Below are 24,323 nucleotides of genomic sequence, written 5' to 3' on the forward strand. Positions count from 1 at the left end.
TTCGTGCGCCTTTATAGGTAAATCCACTCTCAACTCTGTTCTGAAAACCAATGGCCCAGGGGAGATTACCTTTCTGCCAGCCCTTCAGGTTTGGGCGTATATTCTATCCTTGAGTCAATGCAAACAAAAAAGCAGGCCAAAATTTTTAGCCTGCTTTACTGACTTTTCTTTCTGAATCAACCCCATAAGATGCTTACAGGATATTGAGGATCTACTTGGAATTCTGTCTAGCAAAAACCGATGCACAGTTGCCTGCTATTCCTATCTGTACTGTTTATTGTTCATTTGACAGTCGTAATTGACCATTGAACTATAGCTAACTGGCGAAATCTCTCAGGTTGAAAAGAGATGTTCTGTTCTCATTTGTAAGTATCACATTTTTAGGGCTTTAATTATTTTTTGGTGTTTGGCCTGCTTATTGATTTGCCCAAATCACTATGATTTTCTGGTCTCTTTGTATTTATCTGGCTGGAGCCATTCTTGCCTTTCCCATTACCTGGAAAGCTATGGAAAAACAACCGCAGGGGAAATCATTCCTGGATGAGTGTGTTTTTCTTTCCTTGCTGGGAAGCTGGCTCATTGTTATAGCCTATATACTAGATCAGATTGAGGCATGGTGGTCCAATAATGTTAAACCATAAACCTTATCTACTATGATAAGCCCAGTTGTATTGCTAACGGTAACCATGTTTATGCTATGGTTAATTGGGGCAATGATAGCGCTGATCATGCTGGAAAGTAAAGCTGTTAGGAATCCTTTTGTCCTGATGGGCTGGCCTACAATCCAGATGATGTTGATCAAATCATTAGGATCCTGGATAACCGTTTTTGCTCTTGTTATAGAAGAGTGGAACCGCACAGAATAAGCTAGAACTACAAATGACTCGTCGATCTATTTTGGGCCTTACTGGTTATGGTGTTATGGGTAGTGAACCGAATGATTTCTTTACTACACCCCTTGGGCGAGTTTATCTTGCTAACTCCTTCATGCAAAGTATAGAATCCAGCGGAGATGTTTCTGGAGCCTACTACGCGTTTCGGACAACCGTTTGGGAGGTGATTGAGGTATCGCCTGATCCAACTCGTTATATCCCCGCCTGGAATATAATTGAGTTGTATGCCAGAGCCGATTTACTGGAATTTATACACACTGGAAATATGGAGGCTTTAAGGAGGCTGAAGTACAGGCTCAACGAAGCCGAACAACTAGTACGCTAAGAAAGCTATGTGCCGAACTTCTTTCTGGATTTATTGTAAAAATATTTAGCATTTAACTTGTTGAAAGTTAGGAAGTTATAATGTATTGTTTGGCTGACTGAAAAAAAAGTTTAAAATTTTGTAAGCGTTTTGTAGCGTTTTATCGCTTTCTCTCGACTTCCTCATTGACCGATAGCTATGGTGTCACTCACGTTTAACTGTTTAAGTCAATGAAAAAGATAGTTTTCTTAGGAAGTCTGTTATCCATGCTGGCTGGTTGCCATCAAGATATTCAACCTACCAGCAGTAGCATCCCGACTGCATCCGGTAAAGTGGCCGACGGCTCGGCAATCACGGGAACTCCCAAAATTGCACAGGCAATGATCGATTCAATGGGACATTCGATAGGGCAATTGCCCACTGGTTTTTCTGTTACAGCGGTAAAGCTTGATATTGATAAAATTGTTACCATGACCGCGAGGAGCGACAGTATGGGCGTGGGAAAAGCTAGTGCTGTGGTATATACTGATACAGTCTGGAAAGAAACCAGTACCAAATTGGCTACCACAACGGGACTCAATCAACCCTTTAAGCTAGCCGATGTACCTTCGGGGACATACCGGGTGGTTCTCATAGGTACCGGCAGCCAGTTTGCGAAAACTATTGACAAAGTCAAGGTTTTAGAGAACACCACGACCAATCTGGGAATAATTGATATTTAATAGCTTCTGACCATACACCACCCATAGTCTCGTAACGAACTATGGGTGGTGTATGGCTATTGCCTTGTTAATCAAGGATTCTATTGGCCTTCCTCCGCGCTCAATCAATAATTCATCAAAACGTATTAGTACAGTCTGATCAATGGTCGATCATCTTGTCTTAGCCTAAAAAATCAAGACTACCCAAGCACATATGGTAGCTGAATTACTGGATTGTACGCCACAGGAACAGGAATGGCTGGAAGGATGCCGGAGAGCTTCTCCGAAAGCACAGAAAAAAGTATTTGAGCGCTATTATGGCTTGGTATACGGGACCTGTATACGTTACCTTTCTTCGAAAGAGATGGCACAGGAAGCACTCAATGACTGTTTTTTAAAGCTGTTTTACCAACTTGAGTCCGCATGTCGTTACCCGGAATATTTTCGTCGATGGCTACGCCGATTAGCCGTTTATACTGCTGTTGATGCCTATCGAAAAGAAAAACAGTACTTAACCGACATCTCAATCGATGATCAGGCGATTGAGATAGGCATCCCGGAAACCCTATCCGATAACCTACAGGCTGAGCAGATTATAGCCTTGCTGGCTCAACTGCCCGATTTGTGGCGATTGACGTTCAATCTGTACGAAATTGAAGGCTACTCGCACGAAGAAATTGCTCATTTACTGGCTATTCCGATGAGTAGCTCCCGAGTTTATCTGACACGTGCCAAGCAGCGCTTAAGAGAATTGCTTCGAGAGGAAGGTTCTGTCCGTACGGCTATGCCCATCTATTATGTTCCAACTGCTACCCATTCAGGTGACCCAGACTGGCGTCATTTTCGGGAAAGATTAGATAGTTATGAACCTATGCCTGATGGAGACGCCTGGCAACGGTTCGAACGGGTACAACAACGGCAGCATCAGCACAGGCGGTGGCAAACGGCTAAACTAATCGTACTGGTAGCGGTTGGGGTGGTCTGTGAAAAATCGCAGGCTCCCGGTCATTTCTGGCCTAAATCACAAGTCCGTGTGACGAGCTCAACCACACGTTTGCCATCTAGTTCAGCCGGAGTTAATTCACCCACAACAACCTATTATAAGCAAGGGGCTAAAACGGACCAAACGGCTGTGGCTATGCACGATCAGCCTGGAGAAGAGCATCATCCGGTGGATTCGAAAGAAAATAGTCTGTCGTCGATTTCGAATCAAACGCCGTCTTTCGATCTGGAGAAATCCTCTAGAGAAAGACCAAAAGACTCAATAGCGTCAACAAATGGAACGACTTCCAGTGTAAACAGACGTTTGCCCGAATCGTTGGCTGATCCTGAGGCTACAGCTTTCATCGAAAAGAGAATAGCTCGTAAGGTCACGGCTACTGGTCGAAATACAAGGCCCAATAGGGCTAAAGCACCTGTCGTCTCTTCGACTGAATCGGGTGGTCGATTTAGACAAATGAACAATCGAGGTGCTAGCAAAAATCGATTGACGAAACAATCCAGATTTTACGCCAGTAGCTATCAACCAACAGCAACAAATCAGACGGCTATTTACTCATTGGTGTTTACTGAAACAGATGAGAAAGCGGCCGAGCTAATTACCATTAATGAACGTTTTCTATTACCTATAAACAAGCTTCTGGCAAAGCCATTTTTGCATAATCGAATCCCTACCAACCAGGCGGTTGTGGTGCGTGCCTTGTCGATAGAGAGACCCCAATTAGTAGCTTCTAAGCATTCCATAAATGTAGGGGTTCTAGGTGGAGTACAGGCAGTTTATACGCCCACAATGAACCAATCTTTTGGTGTAACCGGTGGTATATGGGCCGACTGGCAACTGAATCGAAAACTCGTTATTGAAATGGGACTATCGATAGCTCGTCCGCAACTCATGCAGGCTGGTAATGGACTGATAACTCAGGATTCGCTAAACCGACGTGAGTTAGTTCAGCAGACGTATCAATGGTGGACTATGACTTTGCCCCTGACTATCCGTTATCGTATCGTGGAAACCAAACGCGTGAGTTGGTGGGGAGCCTTAGGAGTATCCTCTGGGCTTACATTTGGCGAAACACAACGAAGCGATTATCGACTTACTTCCTTTACAAGTAATCCCACAGATTCGAGCCATCATGCCAGCAGTTCCACAGATCAAGTTATCCAGTTCAAGTCGACCAGTGTACTCCTACAACCGTTTCGTTGGCTAACAGTATCCTCAGGCGTCCGACTCCTGACGGTCGGAAAACAGGAATGGTGGATGGAGCCTTATTTTAGTTACCCAATTGGTGTTACAACTTCCGAATCGCTTCGTGTCAGCATGGCCGGTATTCGATTGCGGCTGCGTTTGCTGAAACTGAATTGATTTTAACGGGAAAACCGGTCGGAGATATCAACGGCCACCCGGCAACTAACGCCGTGGCGTAGAGACTGCGCTCAACGGGGCACACCGACTGATAGCTCAATGAAAGCCAACAGCAGTAGCCATTTCGCTAGGAAAAAGATAATAGGTTGTTGCCAGAAAAGGGAGATAGCCAGACGTGGCATGCGAAAACGTGATGATGACATTAAGCAATACCTAGTAGAACACTGAATCAGCGTTAGGCCTAATAGGTGCCATCATCCCTACAAAAGGGCGGTTGGGTCAGGAAGATACCATTTCCCGTATTGGGTAGAAAAGCAGCTATTTATAGAGAAAGGGCAATAGCGTTACGACAAAGGTTGCTCTGTTAGCAGGTAATAGAGATTGACCATACATGCGTCATTGAGGGATAATCCGGAGTACGGCATCAGGCGAATTAGTCAGCACATATAAAGCGCCATCTGGGCCCATTTTTAAATCGCGGATGCGACCGTATCCTTTCAGTAAAATTTCCTGTTCGATAACCTTATCGTGGTCAATAACCAGCCGCCGGATTTCTTCGAACTTGAGTGCGCCAACGAGCAGGTTATTGGCCCACTTGCCAAATGTTGGGTTAGTTATAAATTCGATGGGGCAAACGGCAATAGAAGGTGTCCAATACGTAATGGGTTGTTCCATACCTTCTTTGCAGGTCTCTCTGGATATGATGCTGCCGTTATAATCGATGCCGTATGTAATAACCGGCCATCCGTAGTTAGCTCCTTTTTTCAGGATATTTAATTCGTCTCCTCCTTGTGGGCCGTGCTCACTGGCATAAATTGATCCCGTTACTGGGTGTTGAGCGAGCCCCTGTACGTTTCGGTTGCCCCAACTGTATATGGCTTGTAAATCACCTTCTTTTCCATAAAGAGGATTGTCTTTTGGAATAGAACCATCGCTGTTGATGCGATAAACCTTGCCCGAAGGCCTTGACAATATCTGTGAATCCTGAGCCCGATTCATATCTCCGATCGTAAAATAGAGGTAGCCCTGTTTATCAAACAGAAATCGGCACCCCCAGCGCGTTCCACCAGTAACCTGGAGGGAGTCGGCCACCTGAAATAACGACTGCTCGTCGACCCACTGATGAGCCTTAATTTTCCCCCGAACAACCTTGGTCATGCCGGGCGTCGTTTTATCCGGGCTGTTTTTTGAATTATGGCTAAAGGCCAGATATATCCAGCCGTTTTGGGCATACGCCGGGTCAAGTGCCAAATCCATTAGTCCGCCAACATTGTCATAGGCATAAGTTTTAGGCAGATCTGTTATGGGTTGATTATCAAGTTTACCGTTGACCATCCAATACAGATCACCGAATTTTCCGGTGATTAGGGCGTGGCTGGCATCAACAAACTCAAGTCCCCAGGGCCCTTTTAACCCCTCCGTAACGAGTTTTTCAATCTTAAGTGAATAAAGTTTTGTTTTGACCTTAAGGGGTAGTTCGTTTTTGCGAACAATTTCTGGATTCGTTTGAGCTTTGAGAATATAATCCGTAACAGCTTCGATCTGAGCGGACGACAGCGTCCCTTCCCACTGGATCATCTCCGTTTTGGGAATGCCATTTCGGATTGTGTTCAGGATTGAATTTCGATCTCCACCGTGTTTCCAGTCCTTTTTGATTAGCGCAGGCGCCACACTTCCCTGCATTTGGGCACCATGACAACCAGCACAATAAGTGCTATAAATATTCTCGCCAGTTTGCGCAGATGAATCACCAGGCATAGCCAGTAAAAAACAAACGCTTACAAGGAATGGCCGAAATACCGTGGCTGCTATGGATGCTTTATTCATTACCTGGCCGATTTAGCTGTTTTTTGGATTAGTTCTCTGCGTATGTTTTATCAACACAATTTTACAAATGAATAGTTGGATTGCCTGAAGGATGCTGGAAAGTAGGTTGTTTTTCAAGGTATATACGTAGATAATTTCTTCATCTATCTTTGGTTAAAAAGTAAATGATTTCATCTATGCGACACTATTGGTGGAAAGCCTTAACGGTGATTATTCTAGCTTATGTATTCATCGCTGGCCTGATTCAACCTGTTCCCCGACTTCCTATTTTGCATGAAGCGATCCGGAACGCGTTTTTTCATCCTCCGTGCTGGATTGCGATGATGGCGATGCTTTTGCTGTCAACTAGTTACTCCATTCGATATTTACGGAAGGGAAACATAGATGACGACATCGTTGCCCTTGAGTTTGCAAACACCGCTATTTTATTTGGTATTCTGGGCTGTATTACCGGTTCGGTCTGGGCCTATTTTGCCTGGGGCGATTTATGGCCTAATGATCCGAAAACGAACGGGGTAGCGGTAGGTATGCTACTTTACTTGGCTTATTTTGTATTACGAAGCTCCTTTGACGATGAACAACGACGAGCCCGGATTTCGGCGGTCTATAACATTTTCGCTTTTGCCGTATTTATTCCTCTGATTCTGATTTTGCCGCGTTTAACGGACTCCCTTCATCCTGGAAACGGAGGAAATCCCGGTTTTAATCAGTATGACTCAGATGCGTCTATTAAGGCCATTATTCGACCCGCGTTTATTGGTTTTACATTGCTGGGTCTTTGGATAACACAGCTCCGGGTTCGGCTTCGCCGACTGGAAATACACCTGGAAGACAGTCAGGAAGAAGCAAAGACAATGGATGTTCAACAAAACCACTAAACGCATTACCGATGAATCTTACCGAATTACTACGCAGTGATGGAAAACTATGGGTTGTTGTCACAGTCGTCCTGATTGTCTTATTAGGCTGGTTTTTTTATTTGCTCCGTACCGGCCACCGAGTCGATAAAATCAGAAAAAAGTATCGAGTTTGATTCTGGATGAAGGGCTACTTTGTCATTTAGATAGCTTCTTCGGTTTATGCCCAAGAATCGACTAAAATCAGTGGTCAAATTCCGCTGCCTATTCAGCAATAGAACTTGACCACGGATTTTCTCATTTACTAACTTGTTGTACGTTTACATGACTGGCTGCTTCTATGATGAAAGCGGCTACTTTCTCTGGCTGCGAAACCATTGGCACATGGCTGGTTTTGAGCGTCAGCGTTGCGGCCTTTATCTTACTGGCAAACTGCCGCTGTAGGTCCGGATTAATCATGCAGTCCTCACTAGCCACAATGTACCAGGAAGGTTTTAGCCGCCAGGCCGCTTTTGTAATTTTTTCGCCGGTAGCCGAAGCTGCCCATGGGCCTTGGGTTGCCCAGATTATCTTGCGTTCGGCTACAGGTAAATCCTGAGCGAAATCCTCATGGATACCTTTTTGCGTTAGAGAAAGAAAGCCTGCGGCATCGGGTTTAGCCTCACCGAGACCTGGTGCGGGTGGAGCGGTTTGAGACGCATCAACGAGTGACTGTGCATCGTCCGGTGCAAAAGCGGCTACGTAGACCAAACCAGCTACGTTCGGATCGTTGCCCGCTTCGGAAATGACAACACCACCCCACGAATGACCAACCAAAAGCACGGGGCCGTGGAGGGATGCGATGGCGCGTTTAGCAGCCGCTACATCGTCGGCCAGTGATGTGAGTGGATTTTGCACCGCAATGGCGGTAAGTCCTTTGGCTTCCAGTAGTGGAATCACTTTAGACCAGCTCGATCCATCGGCAAAAGACCATGAACGAGGACTACATTGGTTACGCCCGTTTTAATCGATTGAGCGTGGGCTCCTAAAATAGTTGAAAGGGCCATACTAATACCGGTTAATGCGCCAAGAGCGCGGTTTAGGGTGTACATGATTGTGTTTGGTTAAACTAGAGGAAGAGATTAGTTTTTAGTTAGCGTAATCATAACTAAGTGAGTTATGACTAGAATCTGAAATCATCAACTGATTGTCAGTTGTTTATAATGTTATTTTTGTCATCCCGACGCCAGGAGGGATCTTCGGTAAATAACCCGTTGCCGAAGATACCTCCTGATGTCGGGATGACAGAAAACTAGTATAATTCTATTCGTAAATCCTCCCTAATTCACATTAACTAAGTGAGTTTTCTCTGCTCCATTAGGGGCTTAAGAGCGTAGCGTCGGTAGCTGCCCACAGTTACGTTACCCCATCGACATGCCGCCATCTACGATTAGCTCGGCACCTACTACGAATGAGGAATCGTCCGAAGCAAAGAATAGAGCCACCTTGGCAATCTCTTCGGGCCGACCAAAGCGGCCGAGTGGAACGGCCTTAATTATGCCTTGATTCATCTGGCTTAATTGCTGATCGGAAATGCCGAGCTTGGCTGCACTGTGGAGTGACGTATCGACTGGCCCCGGACTAATGGCATTGACGCGTATCTGGCGGGAAATCAGTTCAGTTGATAGATTTTTTGCCAGGGTAAGCAAAGCTCCTTTGGTGGCTGCATAGACACTGGCGCTCGGTGCGCCAACGTGGGCATTGATGGACGTGTTCAGAATGATTGAACCGCCATTTTTGAAATAAGGCAACAAGGATTGAATCGTGAAATAAGCCCCTTTGACATTGGTGTTCATGCTTTCATCGTAGATCGCTTCGGTCATGGTCTCGAAAGGAGCGAATTTGGCTACCCCTGCGTTGACAAACAGAATATCGATACTGGAGAAGTTTGCCTGTACGAAGGTTGCCAAATGATCTGCATTGCCCGGAATGCTGGCATCCCAGACAATGCCATAGGCTTTTTCGCCCAACTCGGCGGTGATTTGGTCGAGGGATTCCTGGCTGCGTCCGGTAATTAGGACAGTGGCGCCCTGAGCGATAAATTCTTTGGCGGTGGCCAGGCCAATACCGCTGCTTCCACCCGTAATGATGGCTACTTTGTTTTGAAGACGATTCATGATGTTGTGTTGAATTAAGGTTGACAGTTTTAAAACGGATACTGTCGGGCGACTTTCTGAACACTCACCCATTGAACGGTCGTCAGTTCTTCCAGAATGAAATCACCCCCGAAGCGACCGGTGCCCGATGATTTTTCGCCCCCAAATGGTGTATGTACTTCGTCGTTGGCCGACTGGTCGTTGATGTGCATCATACCCGTTTCCACCCGGCGGGCCAGTTGCATACCGCGATAAATATCCCGTGTATATAACGCTCCACTTAAACCAAAGTCAGTTGCATTGGCTAGTTCAATGGCTTCCTCATCGTCGGCAAAGGAGACTAGGCCCACGGCTGGCCCAAAAATTTCCTCTTTGAAAACACGCATGTGTTTGGTAACGCCTGATAAAACGGTGGGATGAAGTACATTTCCTTCCGATACGTTTCCCGTTTCAACAACGGCACCATCGGCTACGGCACTTTGCAGAATACCCAGGATACGCTGAACCGATTTATGGTCGATCAAGGGGCCAACTACCGTGTTTTTATTCGCCGGATCGCCGTAGGGAAGTTGCTTTACCCTGGCCACAAACTTGGTCTTGAACTCCTCATACAGGCTTTCGTGAATGAGAATGCGATTGGTCGCCATGCAAACCTGACCCTGATGCAGGAATCGCCCGAACACGGCCCCATCGACGGCTTTATCGACATCGGCGTCATCCAACACCATGAATACATTGTTGCCACCCAACTCCAGTGCCGATTTTTTGAGGCCTTCCCCGGCAATTCGCCCGATTCCTTTTCCTACTGGCGTAGACCCCGTAAACGAGACCATCCGTGAATAGGGATGAGCCGTGAAGTAATCGCCAATGATTTCCGACTTGCCAACTACGACGTTAAACACGCCAGCGGGTATGCCTGCTTCTTCTAACAATTTGGCGATGATGGTTCCGCCCGTAACCAGGGATTGCGAGGCTGGTTTGACGACCATCGTATTGCCAACCGCCAGAGCCGGGGCAATCGTCCGCATGGAGAGGTATAAGGGAAAATTCCAGGGGCTAATGAGGCTGACAATGCCTAACGGTCTTCGGTATACGTACGTTTCTTTCCCATCAATCGTCGATGCGGTAGTACGCCCATGCATACGGGTAGGGAACGAGGACGCTTCAACCAGAATATCGTGTGATTGCTGCACTTCAAGCAGGCCTTTCAAATAGGTACTGCCCGTCTCTCGGGTTAACCAGCCTATGAACTCATCCTGACGTTCCAGCAGAATCGCAGCCGCTTTCAGGAGTATATCCCGGCGAACGAGTGGGTTGGTGGCTGCCCAGGTATAAGAAGCCCGTTTGGCGGCTTCAAAGGCGGCATCGACATCGGCCGTTCCTGCCGAACGAAGCGTATGAATAACTTCATCGGTGAATGGATTCAGGTTATCAACGGTGGCATCCTCCCGCCCAACAACCCATTGTCCATCAATAAATTGCTTATTTAACGCCGTGTAATTGATCTGTGCATGTTGGTCATCAAGGCCAATAGTTGCTTCTAAGGTTAGCATGATAGTAAGGGGTTAAGGGGTGAGGTAAATTTTATTGAACTACCGTTTCCTTCGCAATCCCCTGAAGCAACGTTGTCACTTCCGTTGGCATAGACAGGAACGGACAATGGCTACTGTTAAGCGTATAGGTGCTTTTGATACCTGCCGCTGCCACCATTCGTTTTTGCAGATTCGGACTCACCGCATGGTCCTGCGCAGTGTAGACGTAGTACTTTGCTACTTTACCAAAGTTGGCGGCCGTCAGCGTAACGGGATTGGTGAAGGGAATAAAGGGTTCAGCCCGGTAGTTATCGACCACCTGCTTTTTCACCGCATCCGATCCGTCCTGAATGAAGATCGGTGTTAAATTCTCGGTCTTGATTCCCAGAGTAAGCTGATCGGTGGAGGGGATTAAAGCAGGGCCTAATTGCGACGTACTATCCGTAGAAGCCAGCGCCAGCAGGGATTGTCCATTGGCCGGTAAAAATGCCCCGACATACACCAGTTTGTCGATACGGCTAGGGATTTTTTCCGCAACGGCCGATACAACCATTCCACCCATGCTATGGCCAACCAGAATCACATTTCCCGAGAGCGCATTAATCGCGCCCACAACTTTATCCCGGTAAACGTCCATCGACAGAGTAGCGGGCGCCGTATTATCCGCTCCGTGACCGGGCAGTTCGACTACGACTACGTTTTGGCCTTGCTGCACCAGCTGATCTTTAACCGATTGCCAGGCATAAGGTGCCTGCCAGGCTCCGTGGACGAGCACGAACGTTTTGGGAGCAGGCGTAACAGCGTCATTTTTGGTGCATGACACCAGGGCGAAAAGCAGGGATACAAGTAGGATTGATGAGAGGAGTATCGTTTTCATGAGGAAGTATAGAAAGAGTGAATGAGCGAAAGAGTGTGGAGTAATAATTAGTTGTTGATTTTCAGTGCTTTATTGATGGTTTCTGGCTGAAACAGCCTCTTGTCAATCCAGTTCAGAATGTAGTCGGCGTCTTCTTTCCAGGTTGGCTGGCCCAGTACAAAGTGGTTGCGACCTTCGAATTCTTTGTAGTCGGTGATGGAATCTGAATGCTGGTATTTGCGGTAATTGTCGTAATTGAGCGAGGCCGGAATCGTGTGGTCCGTACTGCCAGAGGTGAGCAGCAGGGGGGCGTGTGGTTTACTAAAATCGACGTGGGCGGCTGCTGTAATAGTATCCCGAACAATGAGTTTGGATTCAGGTAGGGCGAACTGATAGTACCCGTCTTTCTGCTGTTGGAGCGGCATGCCATTGGTAAAGGCATATTGCCAATCCTTGAACGACATCATGTATGTTTCTTTGGTAGACGTGAAAAAGCCCAACGGTCCCCAACCCGCTTTCAAAAACGATAGCTTAAACGTGAAAATGCCCTGTGGCGGAACCGAGTGAATGGCAATGCCCGCTGCGCCAAGACCCCGTTGTAACAAAAGCTGAACCATCAGGCCGCCAATAGAATGGCCAATCAGGATAGGTTTTTCTGGCAGTTGCTCCACAATCTGGGCGTAATAATTCGTCAGGTCGGCTAGGCGATTGGACGCGATCTCGGAATCTGGATGCCGGTTTCGTAAGACTTCGGCGGGGGCATCTTTGTGTGGCCAGGGAGGAGCGATGGTGGTGTAACCCTTCTGTTCGAAATAGGCTTGCCATTCCTTCCAGCAATCGTTGCTAACAAATGCGCCGGTGATAAAGACGATGGTTTTGGGACGGGTAATTTTCATGATCGTTTTAGTTTACTTGGTTGAAACACCTAAACCAAACGAAAGGCCAATATTTTAAAGATTTAAAAATCAGGTAGTTATGATTTTGTGCCAAAAGTTTTAGCTACTGAATATCGTTGGACAACGAGCGTAACAACGATATATCGTTGCGGGTGGCTTAACCATTCGATATAGAACGTTACCAAATCAGTTGAAAAAGCTGGATATTTATTGGTTATGTGTTGATAGACAGTAAGTTAGTTTACTTATCGTCGTCGTCTTCCAGCGCATTACCCGCGATGGCCTGGTTTATGTATTCGTAGCCGAAAGAAAAATAATGAAGAGACTGTTGTTGGTTACCTGTCTTATAGGATGTTCACTATTGACAGCGTCTGCCCAAACGCAAACGGGCGATTCGTCTCGGGAATTACTGGTCCGTTTGCAGAAAAGTAAGCCGGATACCCAGCGCGTTCATGTGTTGCAGGATTTGGCTACCTATTACATGTTCAAACCGAACGCGCAGGCGGCCGATATGGATAGTGCAATGGCAGTGGCCCGACAAGCTGAACGGTTGAGCATGAAGCTACACGATCCAAAAGGACAGGCAATCAGCTACATTTTGTATGCCCGTGTGTACAACCATGATGGAAAGAAGGAGCAGGCCAAAGCGCTGGTGCGGAAAGCCATTACAATTTTTTCCAATGCCCATTATCTGGATGAACTGGGCGAGGCTTACTTTGAACTCGGAAGCTATTCTCCGCTAATTGGCGCTGGGCTGGCCGAACGAATAAAGATGGCAGAACTGGCCCTGTCGACGTTTCAGCAATCGGGAAATAAACTCAAACAGGCCAATTGCAATAAGGAACTCGGCGATTTGTACCAGGTCGAAGGCAATAATAGTAAGGCGTTGGCTTCGCTTCAGCAGGCGTTGACCCTATACAAAGCCGTTGGCAAAGGTAGGTTACAGGGTGTGTATGATTTATTAGGCCAGGTTTCCGGCGAACTTGGCGATTATAAGGAAGCGATCCGGTACGGACTATTGGCGGTTCAAACGGCCGAACAATCCGGCGATTCGACCATGCTACTGGCTACCATTTATAATCGCCTGGGTATCACCTATCAGAACCTGAAAGAACTCAAACTGGCTAATCAGTATTTTAGAAAGTCGATTGCCATTGCTGAGATCTATAATGACATTGGGGCCATCTGTATCCTGGCAACTAATATCAGCGATACCTACGTATTGCTTCATCAACCAGCGGCTGCGCTTACTTTTTTACGGACTATTGTCAAAAAATATACGCTGCCCGATCTGGCTAGCCAAATCTATATTACAGGCCAATTTATTAACGCCTATATGCCCGGCAAGCAGTATACGCTGGCCCAGCCTTATAGCGATCGACTCGTCAGATTATCCGAAAACCGGGAACGCATCGATAATGAAACCCAGCTCTATGCCTATGGGATGCTGATTCGTTTTTTCATCGCTACCCAACAGTACAAACAGGCTGACAAATACCTGCTGATTCACCGGATGTTATCGGAGAAAATGGGGTCGCTGCGCAGTTTGTCGATCAATCATTTATGGACATTTAAAGTAGACTCGGCTCAGGCTAATTATTCGTCCGCCATTACGCATTACCAGCATTACAAAGCCTTGAACGACTCCTTGTTTACCGAGTCAAAAAGTAAGCAGATCGCCTTGCTCCAAACCCAGTTCGATACCAAAAAGAAAGACCAGGATATTCAATTGAAAGGCCAGCATATTGAGTTGTTGAAGAAGCAGAGTGAGTTGCAAATCAATGATTTAAATCGGACAAGGATCTTGCGAAACGTCACGTTTATTGTTATCGCGCTGCTGCTGATTATTCTGGCGTTAGTCTACAATCGGTATCGGCTCAAGCAACGAAGTAATGCCATTCTGGAGGCCCATCAGAAAGAAATCAACGACCAAAATCAGTCGCTTCAGCGGTTACTTACCGAAAAGGAGTGGCTGCTCAAAGAGATTCATCACCGGGTAAAAAACAACCTGCAAATCGTAATGAGTCTGTTGAATACGCAATCCGCTTACCTGACCGATGAAGCCGCCATGCTGGCCATCCGCGATAGTCAGCATCGGGTTCAGGCCATCTCACTGATTCACCAAAAGCTCTACCAATCTGAAAACCTGTCGTCTATCGATATGTCGACGTACATCCGGGAACTTGTCGAATATCTGCGGGATTTCTTCAGTACGGGTCAGCGTATTCGGTTTGAAACGCATATTGAGCCGGTTAAACTAGGGGTGTCCTATGCGGTACCCATCGGATTGATTCTCAATGAAGCCATTACCAACAGTATCAAGTATGCGTTTCCTGGCAATAAATCGGGTCAGATCGTTATTTCATTCCAGCATACAGGCGGTATGAATTATTTGCTCACCATTGCTGATAATGGGATTGGGTTACCAGCCAACATGGATAGCCAACAACACGATTCGCTGGGACTGAGCCTGATGCGTGGACTCAGTGACGACATTGATGGCCACTTTACGATAGCGAACGACAACGGTACGCTTATCAACATCAGCTTTGTCTACGAACCAACTGACCAGCCAGAATCAGCTAGCATTTCCCCAAACCTTCCTTTTGAAACGACTGCGTTATGAACCAATCCATACTTATTGTTGAAGATCAGTTTATTGAAGCTAACGACCTGCGGTTAATGCTGCAAAAGGCGGGTTACCGGGTTACCGGTATCGCCCGTTCGGTTCCCAATGCGCTGGAACTCATCGGGCAGGAAAAGCCGGATGTTGTGTTGCTGGATATTTTTCTGAAGGGTCCGCTGACCGGCATTGATCTGGCCAAACAATTAAAAGAGGATGCGATCCCGTTTATTTATCTCTCGGCCAACTCCACGGAGGATGTTTTGACGGCAGCCAAAGCGACCCAACCCGACGGTTTTTTAGTCAAACCCTTTCGGGAGAAAGATGTGCTGGTCACACTCGAAGTCGCTAAGTATCGGCATGAACATAGTCAGGAAGCCAGTTTCCGCCGGGGCGCTCAGCTCTTGAAACAACTCACCAAACTGCTGGCAGAGCCCGTTGACTGGGAGCAGAAATTACTAAACATAGGGAAGGCGATTCAACCATTCATTCCCTTTGATTATATGGCGACTGGCTTTGCCGAAGCCAATACAACTGCGTATACCGATCAGGGTTATCTGCGAATCGGTTTTGACGAATACCAGCTCGTGGGGCCAAACGAGCTAATGGTTATGACGAATCTAAAGAGGCATGAACTGGCTGTATTGCAGGCAAAAACACCCATCGAAACCGAAGCAATCTGGTATGACGAGCACGGGTTTAAGCGAGCCTGTCAGTTACCGTCCATCCGAAAATTGATTGCCGATACGTTTTTGATGCGTTCTCACCTGGTGCTGCCGCTGGTTGTACCGAGTGGTGAACAGTTTAATTTCTCGTTTTATAGTCGTCGTCCAGATGCCTATCAGGAAGAACATAGTACCCTGTTTAGTCAATTAAAACCCGTACTGACCACGGCCATTGAAAACCGGCTGAATGCGAATCCCAAAACTTCGACTGTAATCTCCACTCCATCAACCGAGTCCATTTCTCAAGCGTCAGACAGTCTTTCCAGTCCGACTACATTCGAGGGTATTGTGGGTAGTAGTCACTTGCTGTTGACGGTTTTCGATCATCTGTCGCTGGTTGCCCCTTCCGATACATCGGTCCTGATTTTGGGCGAGAGCGGGACTGGCAAAGAACGTATTGCGTCTACGATTCATAACCTCTCTCCCCGAAAACGCAAACCCCTCATTCGGGTCAACTGCGCTACCTTGCCCGTCAATCTGATTGAATCTGAGCTATTTGGCCACGAAAAAGGATCATTCACGGGCGCCACCGAAAAGCGAATCGGCCGGTTTGAACAGGCTGACGGAGGGACAATCTTTCTGGACGAAATAGGGGAGATGCCGGTTGAGCTACAGGTTAAGTTGCTGCGGGTATTACAGGAAAAAGAGATTGAACGCATCGGGGGCCAGTCGTCCATTAAAATCAACGTGCGCATTATTGCGGCCACCAACCGCAATCTGGAAAAAGAAGTAGCCGAGGGTCGTTTCCGGCTCGATCTGTATTATCGACTGAATGTTTTTCCCGTTTCGCTGCCACCGTTGCGGGATCGAAAAGAAGATATACCGGCTCTTGTTCAGCACTTTATCCGGCAGTATAATCAGAAAACGGGCAAGAAAATCACGGGGCTGTCGGCTCAGGCATTGAGTACGTTACAGTCGTACCACTGGCCGGGCAACATTCGGGAACTGGAACACCTGATTGAGCGAAGCGTGCTGCTCACAAAAGGAACGCTGATTGAGGAGGTAGGCTTGCTCAACATGGGTCAACCGACGGTATCAACGACGCCCGAAGAGCATCGGATCAAAACCATCGATGAAAATGAGCGGGATCATATCATTGCCGTACTCAAAAAATGCAATGGCCGTATCTGGGGCGCTGGCGGAGCCGCTGAAATGCTGAATGTTCCTCCCACAACCTTAAATTCTAAAATGAAAAAGCTAGGCATTCGCAAAGAGTATATGGACAATCATTAGATATGAGAAACCATTATGGAGTAAGTAAGCCGCTATCTGTCAGCCAATGGCGAATGCGGCCAAACCATTCGTCGAATGTCGGAGTTTTGCCGAAACCGTGCTCCCCTTTTTGGTAGATATGCAAGTCGGCCGGAATACCATTTTGCAGGAGAGCTTCATAAAAGACCAGGCTATTTTTGACGGGAACCTTCGAATCGTCACTCGCATGCGTGAGGAAGGTTGGCGGTGTGGCTTTATCAACTTGTAATTCATTGGAATAGCGCTGAATTTGATCCGGTTTCGGCGATTTCCCCAGCAGGTTTTTGCGGGATTTGGCGCTACCGATTTCCGCGGACAGGCTAATGACCGGATAAATCAGAATCATAAAATCCGGGCGGAGATTTACCGCTTCTGGATTGTCGATCACCGGCTGTTGAAAATGGGTTCCGGCTGTAGCTGCCAGATGACCGCCTGCCGAAAAACCCATAATTCCGACTCGTTTTGAATCAAGACCCCACTCAGTCGCGCGTTGGCGAATGATTTTCAGCGCCTGTTGGGCATCCTGCAACGGGCCAATGGACGGATCAATCATCGTTTTTTCGCTGGGTAGCCGATACTTCAATACAAAAGCCGCCACGCCTAGTTTGTTGAAAGCGTCGGCAATATCGAAGCCTTCCCGCTTCATTACCAGCGTTTCATAACCACCGCCAGGGCAGACAATCACAGCAGCACCAGTAACCTTTTCTTTGGATGGCAGAAAGATCGTGAGTGTCGGTTGGACAACGTTGGATACACTCTGGTCGGGTCGTTTGATTTCATGGACGTCCGATTGTTTTGCATTGGGTATTGGGCCAGTATATAAGGGGATTTCTTGTTGAGCCAGTCCGATGAGCGCAGACAGGCAGCAATAGCCGCTTAGCAATAGTTTTCGAATCATAAATAAGCCAGAGTCGTTGTTAAGATTTACAGTTCACGGTTAGTAACAAGTCTATTTCGCAATTTAATCTGGAAGCATTTTTACGAGAAGAGTTACTGCATGAGCGTAGTCGATCAGGGCTATTTATCCGGCCAGATGATTAACCAAAGTTGTTGCCGTTAGCAATAAAATAGAAAAACCGTTTAGCGCGTGGACGTGGAAAAACGGCAAGTTGACAATCAAAGTCGGAAGTTTACAGAAGAATCCATTAACAAACGGCTTTCTCGTCTATCAATAAGCGTTATGAAAAGACTATTTTTAGCGTGCTGTCTCCTTGTTTCTTCGTTGGCATTCGGGCAACAACAACCAAGTCGAAACCGGCTTTTCGACTCGGACTGGCGATTTTTGAAGGACAGTACCGTCCAGGCTGAACAGCCTGCCTATAATGACGCCAATTGGCGAAAATTAGACCTACCTCACGACTGGAGCATGGAGGACTTGCCTAATCAGGTAACAGGACCGTTCTCCCAAGCAAGTGTTGGCGGTACGTCTACGGGCTATACGGTAGGCGGAATAGGCTGGTATCGAAAATCCTTTACGCTTAGTTCGTCGGAAAAAGGAAAGTCGGTTCTGATTCAGTTCGATGGGGTGTATACCGAGACGGATGTGTGGTTGAATGGCCACCACCTGGGCTATCATCCCTATGGTTATACACCTTTCAGTTATGATCTAACACCCTATTTGTCCCCATCAGGCACTAAGAACGTGCTGGCTGTTCGGGTAAAAAATCTGGGCCAAAATAGCCGTTGGTATACCGGTTCGGGTATCTATCGACACGTCTGGTTAACGGTTGCCGAATCCGTGCATATTGCCCCGCTAGGTATTTCCATCACTACTCCTCAGATTACCGAAAAATCAGCTCAGGTACAGCTTGTTGCGACGATTGACAATGCTAGTGGAAAGTCGATGCCGATTGTCTTGCAAACGCAATTAATTGCACCGAATGGTAAACCGGCAGGTACTGTGTCTCGGCAGACAGTAACCGTATCGGCTACCGGTCAAGCGGAGAGTAAACAGATGCTAAGGTTGGACAGTCCACAGCTATGGTCGCCCGAAACGCCCTACTTGTATAAAGCTAAGGTAGTCATCTGGCAAGGAACGAAACGGCTGGATAGCGTAATGACTACGTTTGGTATTCGGTCGATTGAGTTTAGTGCTAGTCGAGGCTTTGTGCTGAATGGAAAACGGGTTTTATTGAAAGGTGGTTGCATTCATCACGATAACGGCCCGCTGGGAGCCGCAGCCATCGATCGGGCCGAAGAGCGAAAGATAGAACTGCTGAAAGCCAATGGGTTCAACGCCATTCGTACTAGCCATAATCCGCCTTCCAGCGCTTTACTGGACGCCTGCGACCGCCTGGGCATGCTGGTTATCGACGAAGCGTTCGACATGTGGCAACGTCCCAAAAAGCCACAGGATTACCATCGCTTTTTCGACACGTGGTGGCAGCGTGATTTAACTGCTATGATTCAACGCGACCGAAATCATCCGTCCATCATTCTCTGGAGTATCGGGAACGAAATCAACGAGCGGGCTGATCCATCCGGGCTGGAGATCACGAAAAAACTGACGGATGAAGCGCATCGGTTAGATCCAACACGCCCAGTCACCGAAGCACTTTGTGTGTTTTGGGAGCATCCCAAAAAAGTCTGGGAAGATTCCGACAAGGCCTTTGCGATCCTGGATGTAGGCGGTTATAACTACGAATGGAAGCACAACGAATCGGATCATCAGCGTCATCCCGAGCGGATTATCGTGGGTACTGAAACCTTTGCCAAAGAAGCGTTTGAAAACTGGCAGCAAGTCGAGAAACACCCCTATGTCATCGGCGATTTTGTCTGGACCGCCATGGATTACATGGGCGAGACGGCGATTGGCCATACGATTATTCAGCCGAAAGCGGATAAAGATAGTACAAAGGCGGTGTTACCCTGGCCCTGGTTCAATGCCTGGTGCGGTGATCTGGATTTGATTGGAAGTAAAAAGCCGCAATCCTACTACCGCGATGTTGTCTGGCGAAACCGGCCAATCGCTATGGCTGTCCATAGTCCTATTCCCGACGGTATGAAAGAAACCGTCACCAATTGGGGTTGGCCTGACGAACAGCAAAGTTGGTCCTGGGCAAGTACCGAAGGTAAACCACTTCAGGTACGGGTTTTCTCGCGCAGTCAGTCGGTCCGGCTGGAATTGAATGGCAAACTCATTGGCGAGCAGCAAATTCCCGACAGCACTATCACGGCAACCTTCAGTGTTCCATACGATCCGGGCGTCTTAAAAGCGACTAGCTATGCTAACGGCAAGCCAACGGGCACTGTCGAATTGCGCACTGTGGGTAAACCGCACCACCTTCGTTTAACAGCCGACCGGACGGCTATAAACGCTAGTCGTAACGACCTGTCGTACGTAACGGTTGAAGTGCTGGACGAACAAGGTCAGGTGATTCCAACGGCGAATCTTCCTGTCACCTTCCAACTGGCAGGAGACGGCGAATTGGCGGGTGTGGCCAATGGAAATCCAACGGATTTGAGCAGTTTTCAACAAGCCCGAAAAACGACGTTCCGGGGTCGGTGTTTAGCCGTTGTTCGTCCAAAAGGATTGGCTGGAAGCGTCACACTAACAGCCAGTTCGCCCAATTTGCAATCGGGGCAGTTGATCATTAACGTACGCTAATCAGAATCACTTATTTTGTTGCTTTAGCGGTTAGTAGCCACTCATAGGGGTTTATTGGCAAAGGAAGTCCGTTCGGCTGAATTTGCAGATACATCAGATGCAGATGTGTTGGCGAGCGGGTTTTGTAGGCATTGAACCCCGTTCGCCCCATTTCGGCGAGTTTTTCGCCGGCGTGAACCCACTGGCCCGGCGATACATCTACTTCGCTATTGTGTGCGTAATAAAATAGTCCGTGAAGCGTAGGGTCATACACCCAAATCCAATTTCCGCCCCGATACTCGGAACCGGGTTTCCAATCAGTTTCGATGGCTAATACCAGCCCTCGACTCATGGCTAGTATGTCTACAGGTTTGCTTGTTCGATCGTCGATATTGTCCTGATTACGATCGCTGATAAAAATATCCTGTGCTGGATGGCTTCCCCGCACGTTATAATCAAACAGGTCAAAGCCATTGCCCCGATAACCTTCGCCGTGCGAACCGCCAATGGCACTACTCGAATAACCGCGTATGGGAAACGAAAAATATTGCCCCGTTCGGCGCAGACTGTCGCGCTGGAGCGAATCCTGCTTATAACTCTCCATACTCCGAAACCGAGCTTGCAGGTTGTTCATAATGCTACTGAACTGAAGCCGTGCGGAATCAGGTGTAATGGATTGCTCTCGAATTTGTGTGTATAAGGTCTGGAACTGTTGGCAATAGGTATACAATGTGGGTTCGTCTGTGTTGCTGCTAACAACCTGCGATGAAGCGGCATTGAGCCCCCCAATTAATAATGCCCCTACAATGCCCAGTACTCGCATGAACGAAATTACGTCAATCTTCACTACGCTAATTTTTCGATTAAGTGGCCAAAAATACACAAAGTCATGCGACAGGCCTATGAAAAGATGACTCAAACTAGACAGAAGCATTGATCATCTGGATAGAATACATTAACCGAAAGAGACAGAATTTTACATGTAAAGTCACCAGATAACTACATCTGCAAAGTTATTGGGCTTAGTGAAAAAATATTTTTTACCGACACAGGAAAAATCTCAAATTCATTTGGAAATAAATTTTATTGTGTCGTTATTCGCCCAAATTTAAAACAAACAATGCAAACAGGAACTGTAAAATTCTTTAATGAAACCAAAGGGTTTGGCTTCATTAAACCCGATGAAGGTGGCGAAGATATTTTTGTACACGCTTCCGGTCTCATCGACCAAATCCGTGAAAACGACAAAGTTAAGTTCAATGTCGAGCGCGGTAAGAAAGGCCTAAACGCCGTTAACGTCGAAATAGCTTAATTGTAAGATATAAAGACAACCGTTGTAAAAAACATGCCAGATGGCATGTTTTTTTTTGCCCTGTCGGTTCGTAGAGCCATTTTTGTGGCCACAAACAAAGAGTCAGAAAGTGGTCAGGTATTGGCAAGGTTTAGTCAGAAGTAGTCAGGTGCTGTATGTGTAGAAACGCAATTATTGACAACGCTTGACCATTTTTGACAATATCTGACTACCTCCTGACCTGTTCTACAATACCTGACAGTTCGTATGACCCAATTGCCTGAACAACGTGTGGCTGCCCGACTCGGCCTCAATGCCCGGTCGGTAGCCGCTACGATCGAATTACTCAACGGCGGAGCGACCGTTCCCTTTATCGCCCGCTATCGAAAAGAAGCAACCGCTTCAACTACTGGTATACCGCTCGACGAAGTACAGATCGGCCAGATTAAGGAAACCTACCAGAAGTTACTGGAACTTGACAAACGGCGGGAGGCTATTCTAAAGTCTATTGATGAACAGGGAAAGTTGACGACCGATCTACGCCGGAAAATCGAAGCGACCGATTCGCTCATCGACCTCGAAGATCTTTACCTACCGTACAAACAGAAGCGGAAAACGCGGGCTATCATTGCCATTGAACGCGGGTTAGAGCCGCTTGCCAATGTGATTGTTGGCCAGCGGGAATCAAATCTCGAACGAGTCGCCCAACGTTACCTTTCTGACGCTGTTCCGACCGTGGCTGATGCCTTACAGGGCGCTCGCGATATTCTGGCCGAACGAATCAGTGAAGATGCTGATGCCCGACAACGCATTCGTAACTTATTCGAGCGAGAAGCCATTATTCGTTCGACGGTAAAAAAAGGGAAGGATATAGAAGGGATAAAATTTAAGGACTACTTCGATTTCGCTGAGCCGCTTCGACGGGTGCCTTCGCACCGATTGCTGGCGTTACGTAGGGGGAGAGGCTGAAGGTTTCTTGGCTGTAAGTATCGGGCCAGACGAAGACGCGGCTATAGAACGGCTTGAACGACAATTTGTGGCCGAACGGTCGGGGACGGCAGATTGCAAAGAACAGGTTTCGCTTGCCATTCGTGATGGCTACAAACGATTGCTTAAACCCTCACTCGAAACAGAGTTTGCGAACTTTTCCAAAGAAAAAGCGGATGCCGAAGCCATTCGGATCTTTGCCGATAACCTGCGTCAGTTGTTACTGAGTTCACCGTTAGGACAGCAACGCGTGCTGGCTATTGATCCGGGGTATCGAACAGGTTGCAAAACCGTTTGCCTGGATGCGCAGGGTAATTTGCTGACAGATACAGTCTTGTATCTGAGCCAGTCTGAAGGACAGCGGCAGCAAGCGGCCCAAACGGTGCAGAAACTGGTTAGCCAATATAAAATCGAGGCTATTGCCATTGGAAACGGTACCGCCGGACGTGAGACGGAGGAATTTGTGCAAGGGTTGAAATTAGCCACTGCCTCAGGCGAAACCCTGCCCATTTTCATGGTTAGCGAGCAGGGGGCATCTATCTATTCGGCGTCGGAAGTAGCTCGTAGTGAATTTCCTGACCATGACGTTACGGTTCGGGGAGCTGTTAGCATCGGTCGCCGTCTTATGGACCCACTGGCCGAATTGGTAAAGATTGATCCTAAGTCAATCGGGGTTGGCCAATACCAGCACGATGTTGATCAAACCGATTTAAAAACCAGTCTGGATACCGTCGTTGAAAGTTGCGTAAACCAGGTGGGAGTGTCGTTAAATACAGCCAGCGCATATCTGTTGCGCTACGTTTCGGGGCTCGGACCACAATTGGCTGGTAATATTGTTGCCTACCGGGCCGAGCATGGAGCCTTCACATCGCGCGATCAGCTCAAAAAAGTGCCTCGCCTTGGTCCGAAAGCGTTTGAGCAATGTGCAGGCTTTTTACGAATCGAAGGCGCTAAAAACCCACTGGACAATAGCGCGGTTCATCCCGAACGTTACGCCGTTGTCGAACGCATGGCTACCGATGTAGGCAGTACGGTTATCGACCTGATCCGTAAGGCCGATCTGCGTCAGCAAATCAAGACCGAACGCTACGTGACAAACGAGGTTGGCTTACCCACGCTACGCGATATTCTGACCGAATTGGCCAAGCCCGGACGCGATCCACGCGAACAACTTTCGGTGTTTGAATACGATGCGCGCGTTCGATCCGTTGATGATTTACACGAGGGCATGGTACTGAATGGGGTCGTTACTAACATTACCGCCTTTGGTGCCTTTGTTGATATTGGCGTTAAGCAGGATGGTTTGGTGCACGTATCGCAATTAGCCAACCATTTTGTATCTGACCCTAAAACGGTTGTTAAAGTGTACCAGAAAGTAAAAGTTAAGGTCATGGAGGTCGATAAAGCTCGCAAACGCATTGCTTTATCCATGAAATTTTAATAGGTTGCTAGTATCATTATTCAGCTCTATACGATTTTTAAAACCGTATAGAGCTA

The 24,323-nt window shown here is 47.4% G+C and carries 20 protein-coding genes and 1 pseudogene; 12 read left to right on the forward strand and 9 right to left on the reverse strand.

The window, feature by feature from the left end; translation table 11 throughout:
- Positions 1-437: 437 nt before the first annotated feature.
- The 5 genes from H3H32_RS04185 (at position 438) to H3H32_RS04205 (ending at position 4,260) form a co-directional block, all read left to right on the forward strand.
- Positions 438-641: a hypothetical protein gene (locus H3H32_RS04185; protein ID WP_182461419.1), complete on the forward strand. Its 204-nt coding sequence runs from the start codon at positions 438-440 to the stop codon at positions 639-641.
- Positions 642-653: 12 nt separating this feature from the next.
- Positions 654-866, forward strand: a complete 213-nt coding sequence (locus H3H32_RS04190) for a hypothetical protein (RefSeq protein WP_182461420.1) — start codon at positions 654-656, stop codon at positions 864-866.
- Between the two features lie 13 nt (positions 867-879).
- Positions 880-1,218, forward strand: a complete 339-nt coding sequence (locus H3H32_RS04195; protein ID WP_182461421.1) for a hypothetical protein — start codon at positions 880-882, stop codon at positions 1,216-1,218.
- A 209-nt stretch (positions 1,219-1,427) separates the two neighbouring features.
- Positions 1,428-1,919, forward strand: coding sequence for a hypothetical protein (locus tag H3H32_RS04200; protein WP_182461422.1), 492 nt, complete (start codon positions 1,428-1,430; stop codon positions 1,917-1,919).
- Between the two features lie 193 nt (positions 1,920-2,112).
- Positions 2,113-4,260 carry a sigma-70 family RNA polymerase sigma factor gene (locus H3H32_RS04205; RefSeq protein ID WP_182461423.1) on the forward strand — a complete coding sequence of 716 codons (2,148 nt, stop codon included), beginning with the start codon at positions 2,113-2,115 and terminating at the stop codon, positions 4,258-4,260.
- Between the two features lie 396 nt (positions 4,261-4,656).
- Here H3H32_RS04205 and H3H32_RS04210 read toward each other — a convergent pair whose 3' ends face one another.
- Complete coding sequence (locus H3H32_RS04210; RefSeq protein ID WP_182461424.1) at positions 4,657-6,087, reverse strand: PQQ-dependent sugar dehydrogenase; 1,431 nt, start codon at positions 6,085-6,087, stop codon at positions 4,657-4,659.
- 176 nt (positions 6,088-6,263) lie between these two features.
- Here H3H32_RS04210 and ccsA point away from each other — a divergent pair, with 176 nt between their 5' ends.
- A complete protein-coding gene (gene ccsA, locus H3H32_RS04215) occupies positions 6,264-6,965 on the forward strand; it encodes a cytochrome c biogenesis protein CcsA (RefSeq protein ID WP_182461425.1) in 702 nt (233 codons plus the stop codon).
- Positions 6,966-6,976: 11 nt separating this feature from the next.
- Positions 6,977-7,120 (forward strand): CcmD family protein, encoded by a 144-nt coding sequence (locus H3H32_RS04220; RefSeq protein WP_182461426.1) that lies wholly within the window; start codon positions 6,977-6,979, stop codon positions 7,118-7,120.
- Positions 7,121-7,241: 121 nt separating this feature from the next.
- On the opposite strand, the gene H3H32_RS04225 is transcribed toward H3H32_RS04220, so the two are convergent.
- The 6 genes from H3H32_RS04225 to H3H32_RS04245 all read right to left on the reverse strand — a co-directional run bounded on the left by H3H32_RS04225 (position 7,242) and on the right by H3H32_RS04245 (position 12,363).
- Positions 7,242-7,883 (reverse strand): alpha/beta hydrolase, encoded by a 642-nt coding sequence (locus H3H32_RS04225; protein WP_240543650.1) that lies wholly within the window; start codon positions 7,881-7,883, stop codon positions 7,242-7,244.
- Positions 7,880-8,035: a hypothetical protein gene (locus H3H32_RS37310; RefSeq protein ID WP_240543651.1), complete on the reverse strand. Its 156-nt coding sequence runs from the start codon at positions 8,033-8,035 to the stop codon at positions 7,880-7,882. Before H3H32_RS37310 ends, H3H32_RS04225 begins: the two co-directional genes overlap by 4 nt.
- Positions 8,036-8,344: 309 nt before the next feature.
- Positions 8,345-9,100, reverse strand: coding sequence for an SDR family oxidoreductase (locus H3H32_RS04230; RefSeq protein WP_182461427.1), 756 nt, complete (start codon positions 9,098-9,100; stop codon positions 8,345-8,347).
- Positions 9,101-9,129: 29 nt separating this feature from the next.
- The gene (locus tag H3H32_RS04235; protein ID WP_182461428.1) at positions 9,130-10,632 is read right to left on the reverse strand and encodes an aldehyde dehydrogenase family protein; all 1,503 of its coding nucleotides are present in this window, start codon (positions 10,630-10,632) and stop codon (positions 9,130-9,132) included.
- A gap of 31 nt (positions 10,633-10,663) precedes the next feature.
- Positions 10,664-11,488 carry an alpha/beta fold hydrolase gene (locus H3H32_RS04240; RefSeq protein ID WP_182461429.1) on the reverse strand — a complete coding sequence of 275 codons (825 nt, stop codon included), beginning with the start codon at positions 11,486-11,488 and terminating at the stop codon, positions 10,664-10,666.
- 47 nt (positions 11,489-11,535) lie between these two features.
- A complete protein-coding gene (locus H3H32_RS04245; RefSeq protein WP_182461430.1) occupies positions 11,536-12,363 on the reverse strand; it encodes an alpha/beta hydrolase in 828 nt (275 codons plus the stop codon).
- A 361-nt stretch (positions 12,364-12,724) separates the two neighbouring features.
- Here H3H32_RS04245 and H3H32_RS04250 point away from each other — a divergent pair, with 361 nt between their 5' ends.
- Together H3H32_RS04250 and H3H32_RS04255 are read left to right on the forward strand one after the other, a co-directional pair.
- Positions 12,725-14,989, forward strand: a complete 2,265-nt coding sequence (locus tag H3H32_RS04250; protein WP_182461431.1) for a tetratricopeptide repeat-containing sensor histidine kinase — start codon at positions 12,725-12,727, stop codon at positions 14,987-14,989.
- Complete coding sequence (locus H3H32_RS04255) at positions 14,986-16,944, forward strand: sigma 54-interacting response regulator (protein ID WP_182461432.1); 1,959 nt, start codon at positions 14,986-14,988, stop codon at positions 16,942-16,944. Before H3H32_RS04250 ends, H3H32_RS04255 begins: the two co-directional genes overlap by 4 nt.
- Positions 16,945-16,957: 13 nt before the next feature.
- On the opposite strand, the gene H3H32_RS04260 is transcribed toward H3H32_RS04255, so the two are convergent.
- Positions 16,958-17,860 (reverse strand): alpha/beta hydrolase, encoded by a 903-nt coding sequence (locus H3H32_RS04260; RefSeq protein ID WP_182461433.1) that lies wholly within the window; start codon positions 17,858-17,860, stop codon positions 16,958-16,960.
- Between the two features lie 282 nt (positions 17,861-18,142).
- On the opposite strand from H3H32_RS04260, the gene H3H32_RS04265 reads away from it, so the two are divergent.
- A complete protein-coding gene (locus H3H32_RS04265) occupies positions 18,143-20,569 on the forward strand; it encodes a glycoside hydrolase family 2 TIM barrel-domain containing protein (RefSeq protein ID WP_182461434.1) in 2,427 nt (808 codons plus the stop codon).
- 10 nt (positions 20,570-20,579) lie between these two features.
- On the opposite strand, the gene H3H32_RS04270 is transcribed toward H3H32_RS04265, so the two are convergent.
- On the reverse strand, positions 20,580-21,371 hold the full coding sequence (locus H3H32_RS04270) for a M23 family metallopeptidase (RefSeq protein ID WP_182464227.1): 792 nt from the start codon (positions 21,369-21,371) through the stop codon (positions 20,580-20,582).
- A gap of 297 nt (positions 21,372-21,668) precedes the next feature.
- Between H3H32_RS04270 and H3H32_RS04275 the strand changes: the two genes are divergently transcribed.
- Both H3H32_RS04275 and H3H32_RS04280 read left to right on the forward strand, forming a co-directional pair.
- Positions 21,669-21,860 carry a cold-shock protein gene (locus H3H32_RS04275; protein ID WP_018620078.1) on the forward strand — a complete coding sequence of 64 codons (192 nt, stop codon included), beginning with the start codon at positions 21,669-21,671 and terminating at the stop codon, positions 21,858-21,860.
- Positions 21,861-22,106: 246 nt separating this feature from the next.
- Positions 22,107-24,267, forward strand: a pseudogene (locus H3H32_RS04280) (Tex family protein).
- Positions 24,268-24,323: the final 56 nt, after the last annotated feature.

The sequence above is a fragment of the Spirosoma foliorum genome (assembly GCF_014117325.1).
In the GTDB taxonomy this organism is placed as follows: Bacteria; Bacteroidota; Bacteroidia; order Cytophagales; family Spirosomataceae; genus Spirosoma; species Spirosoma foliorum.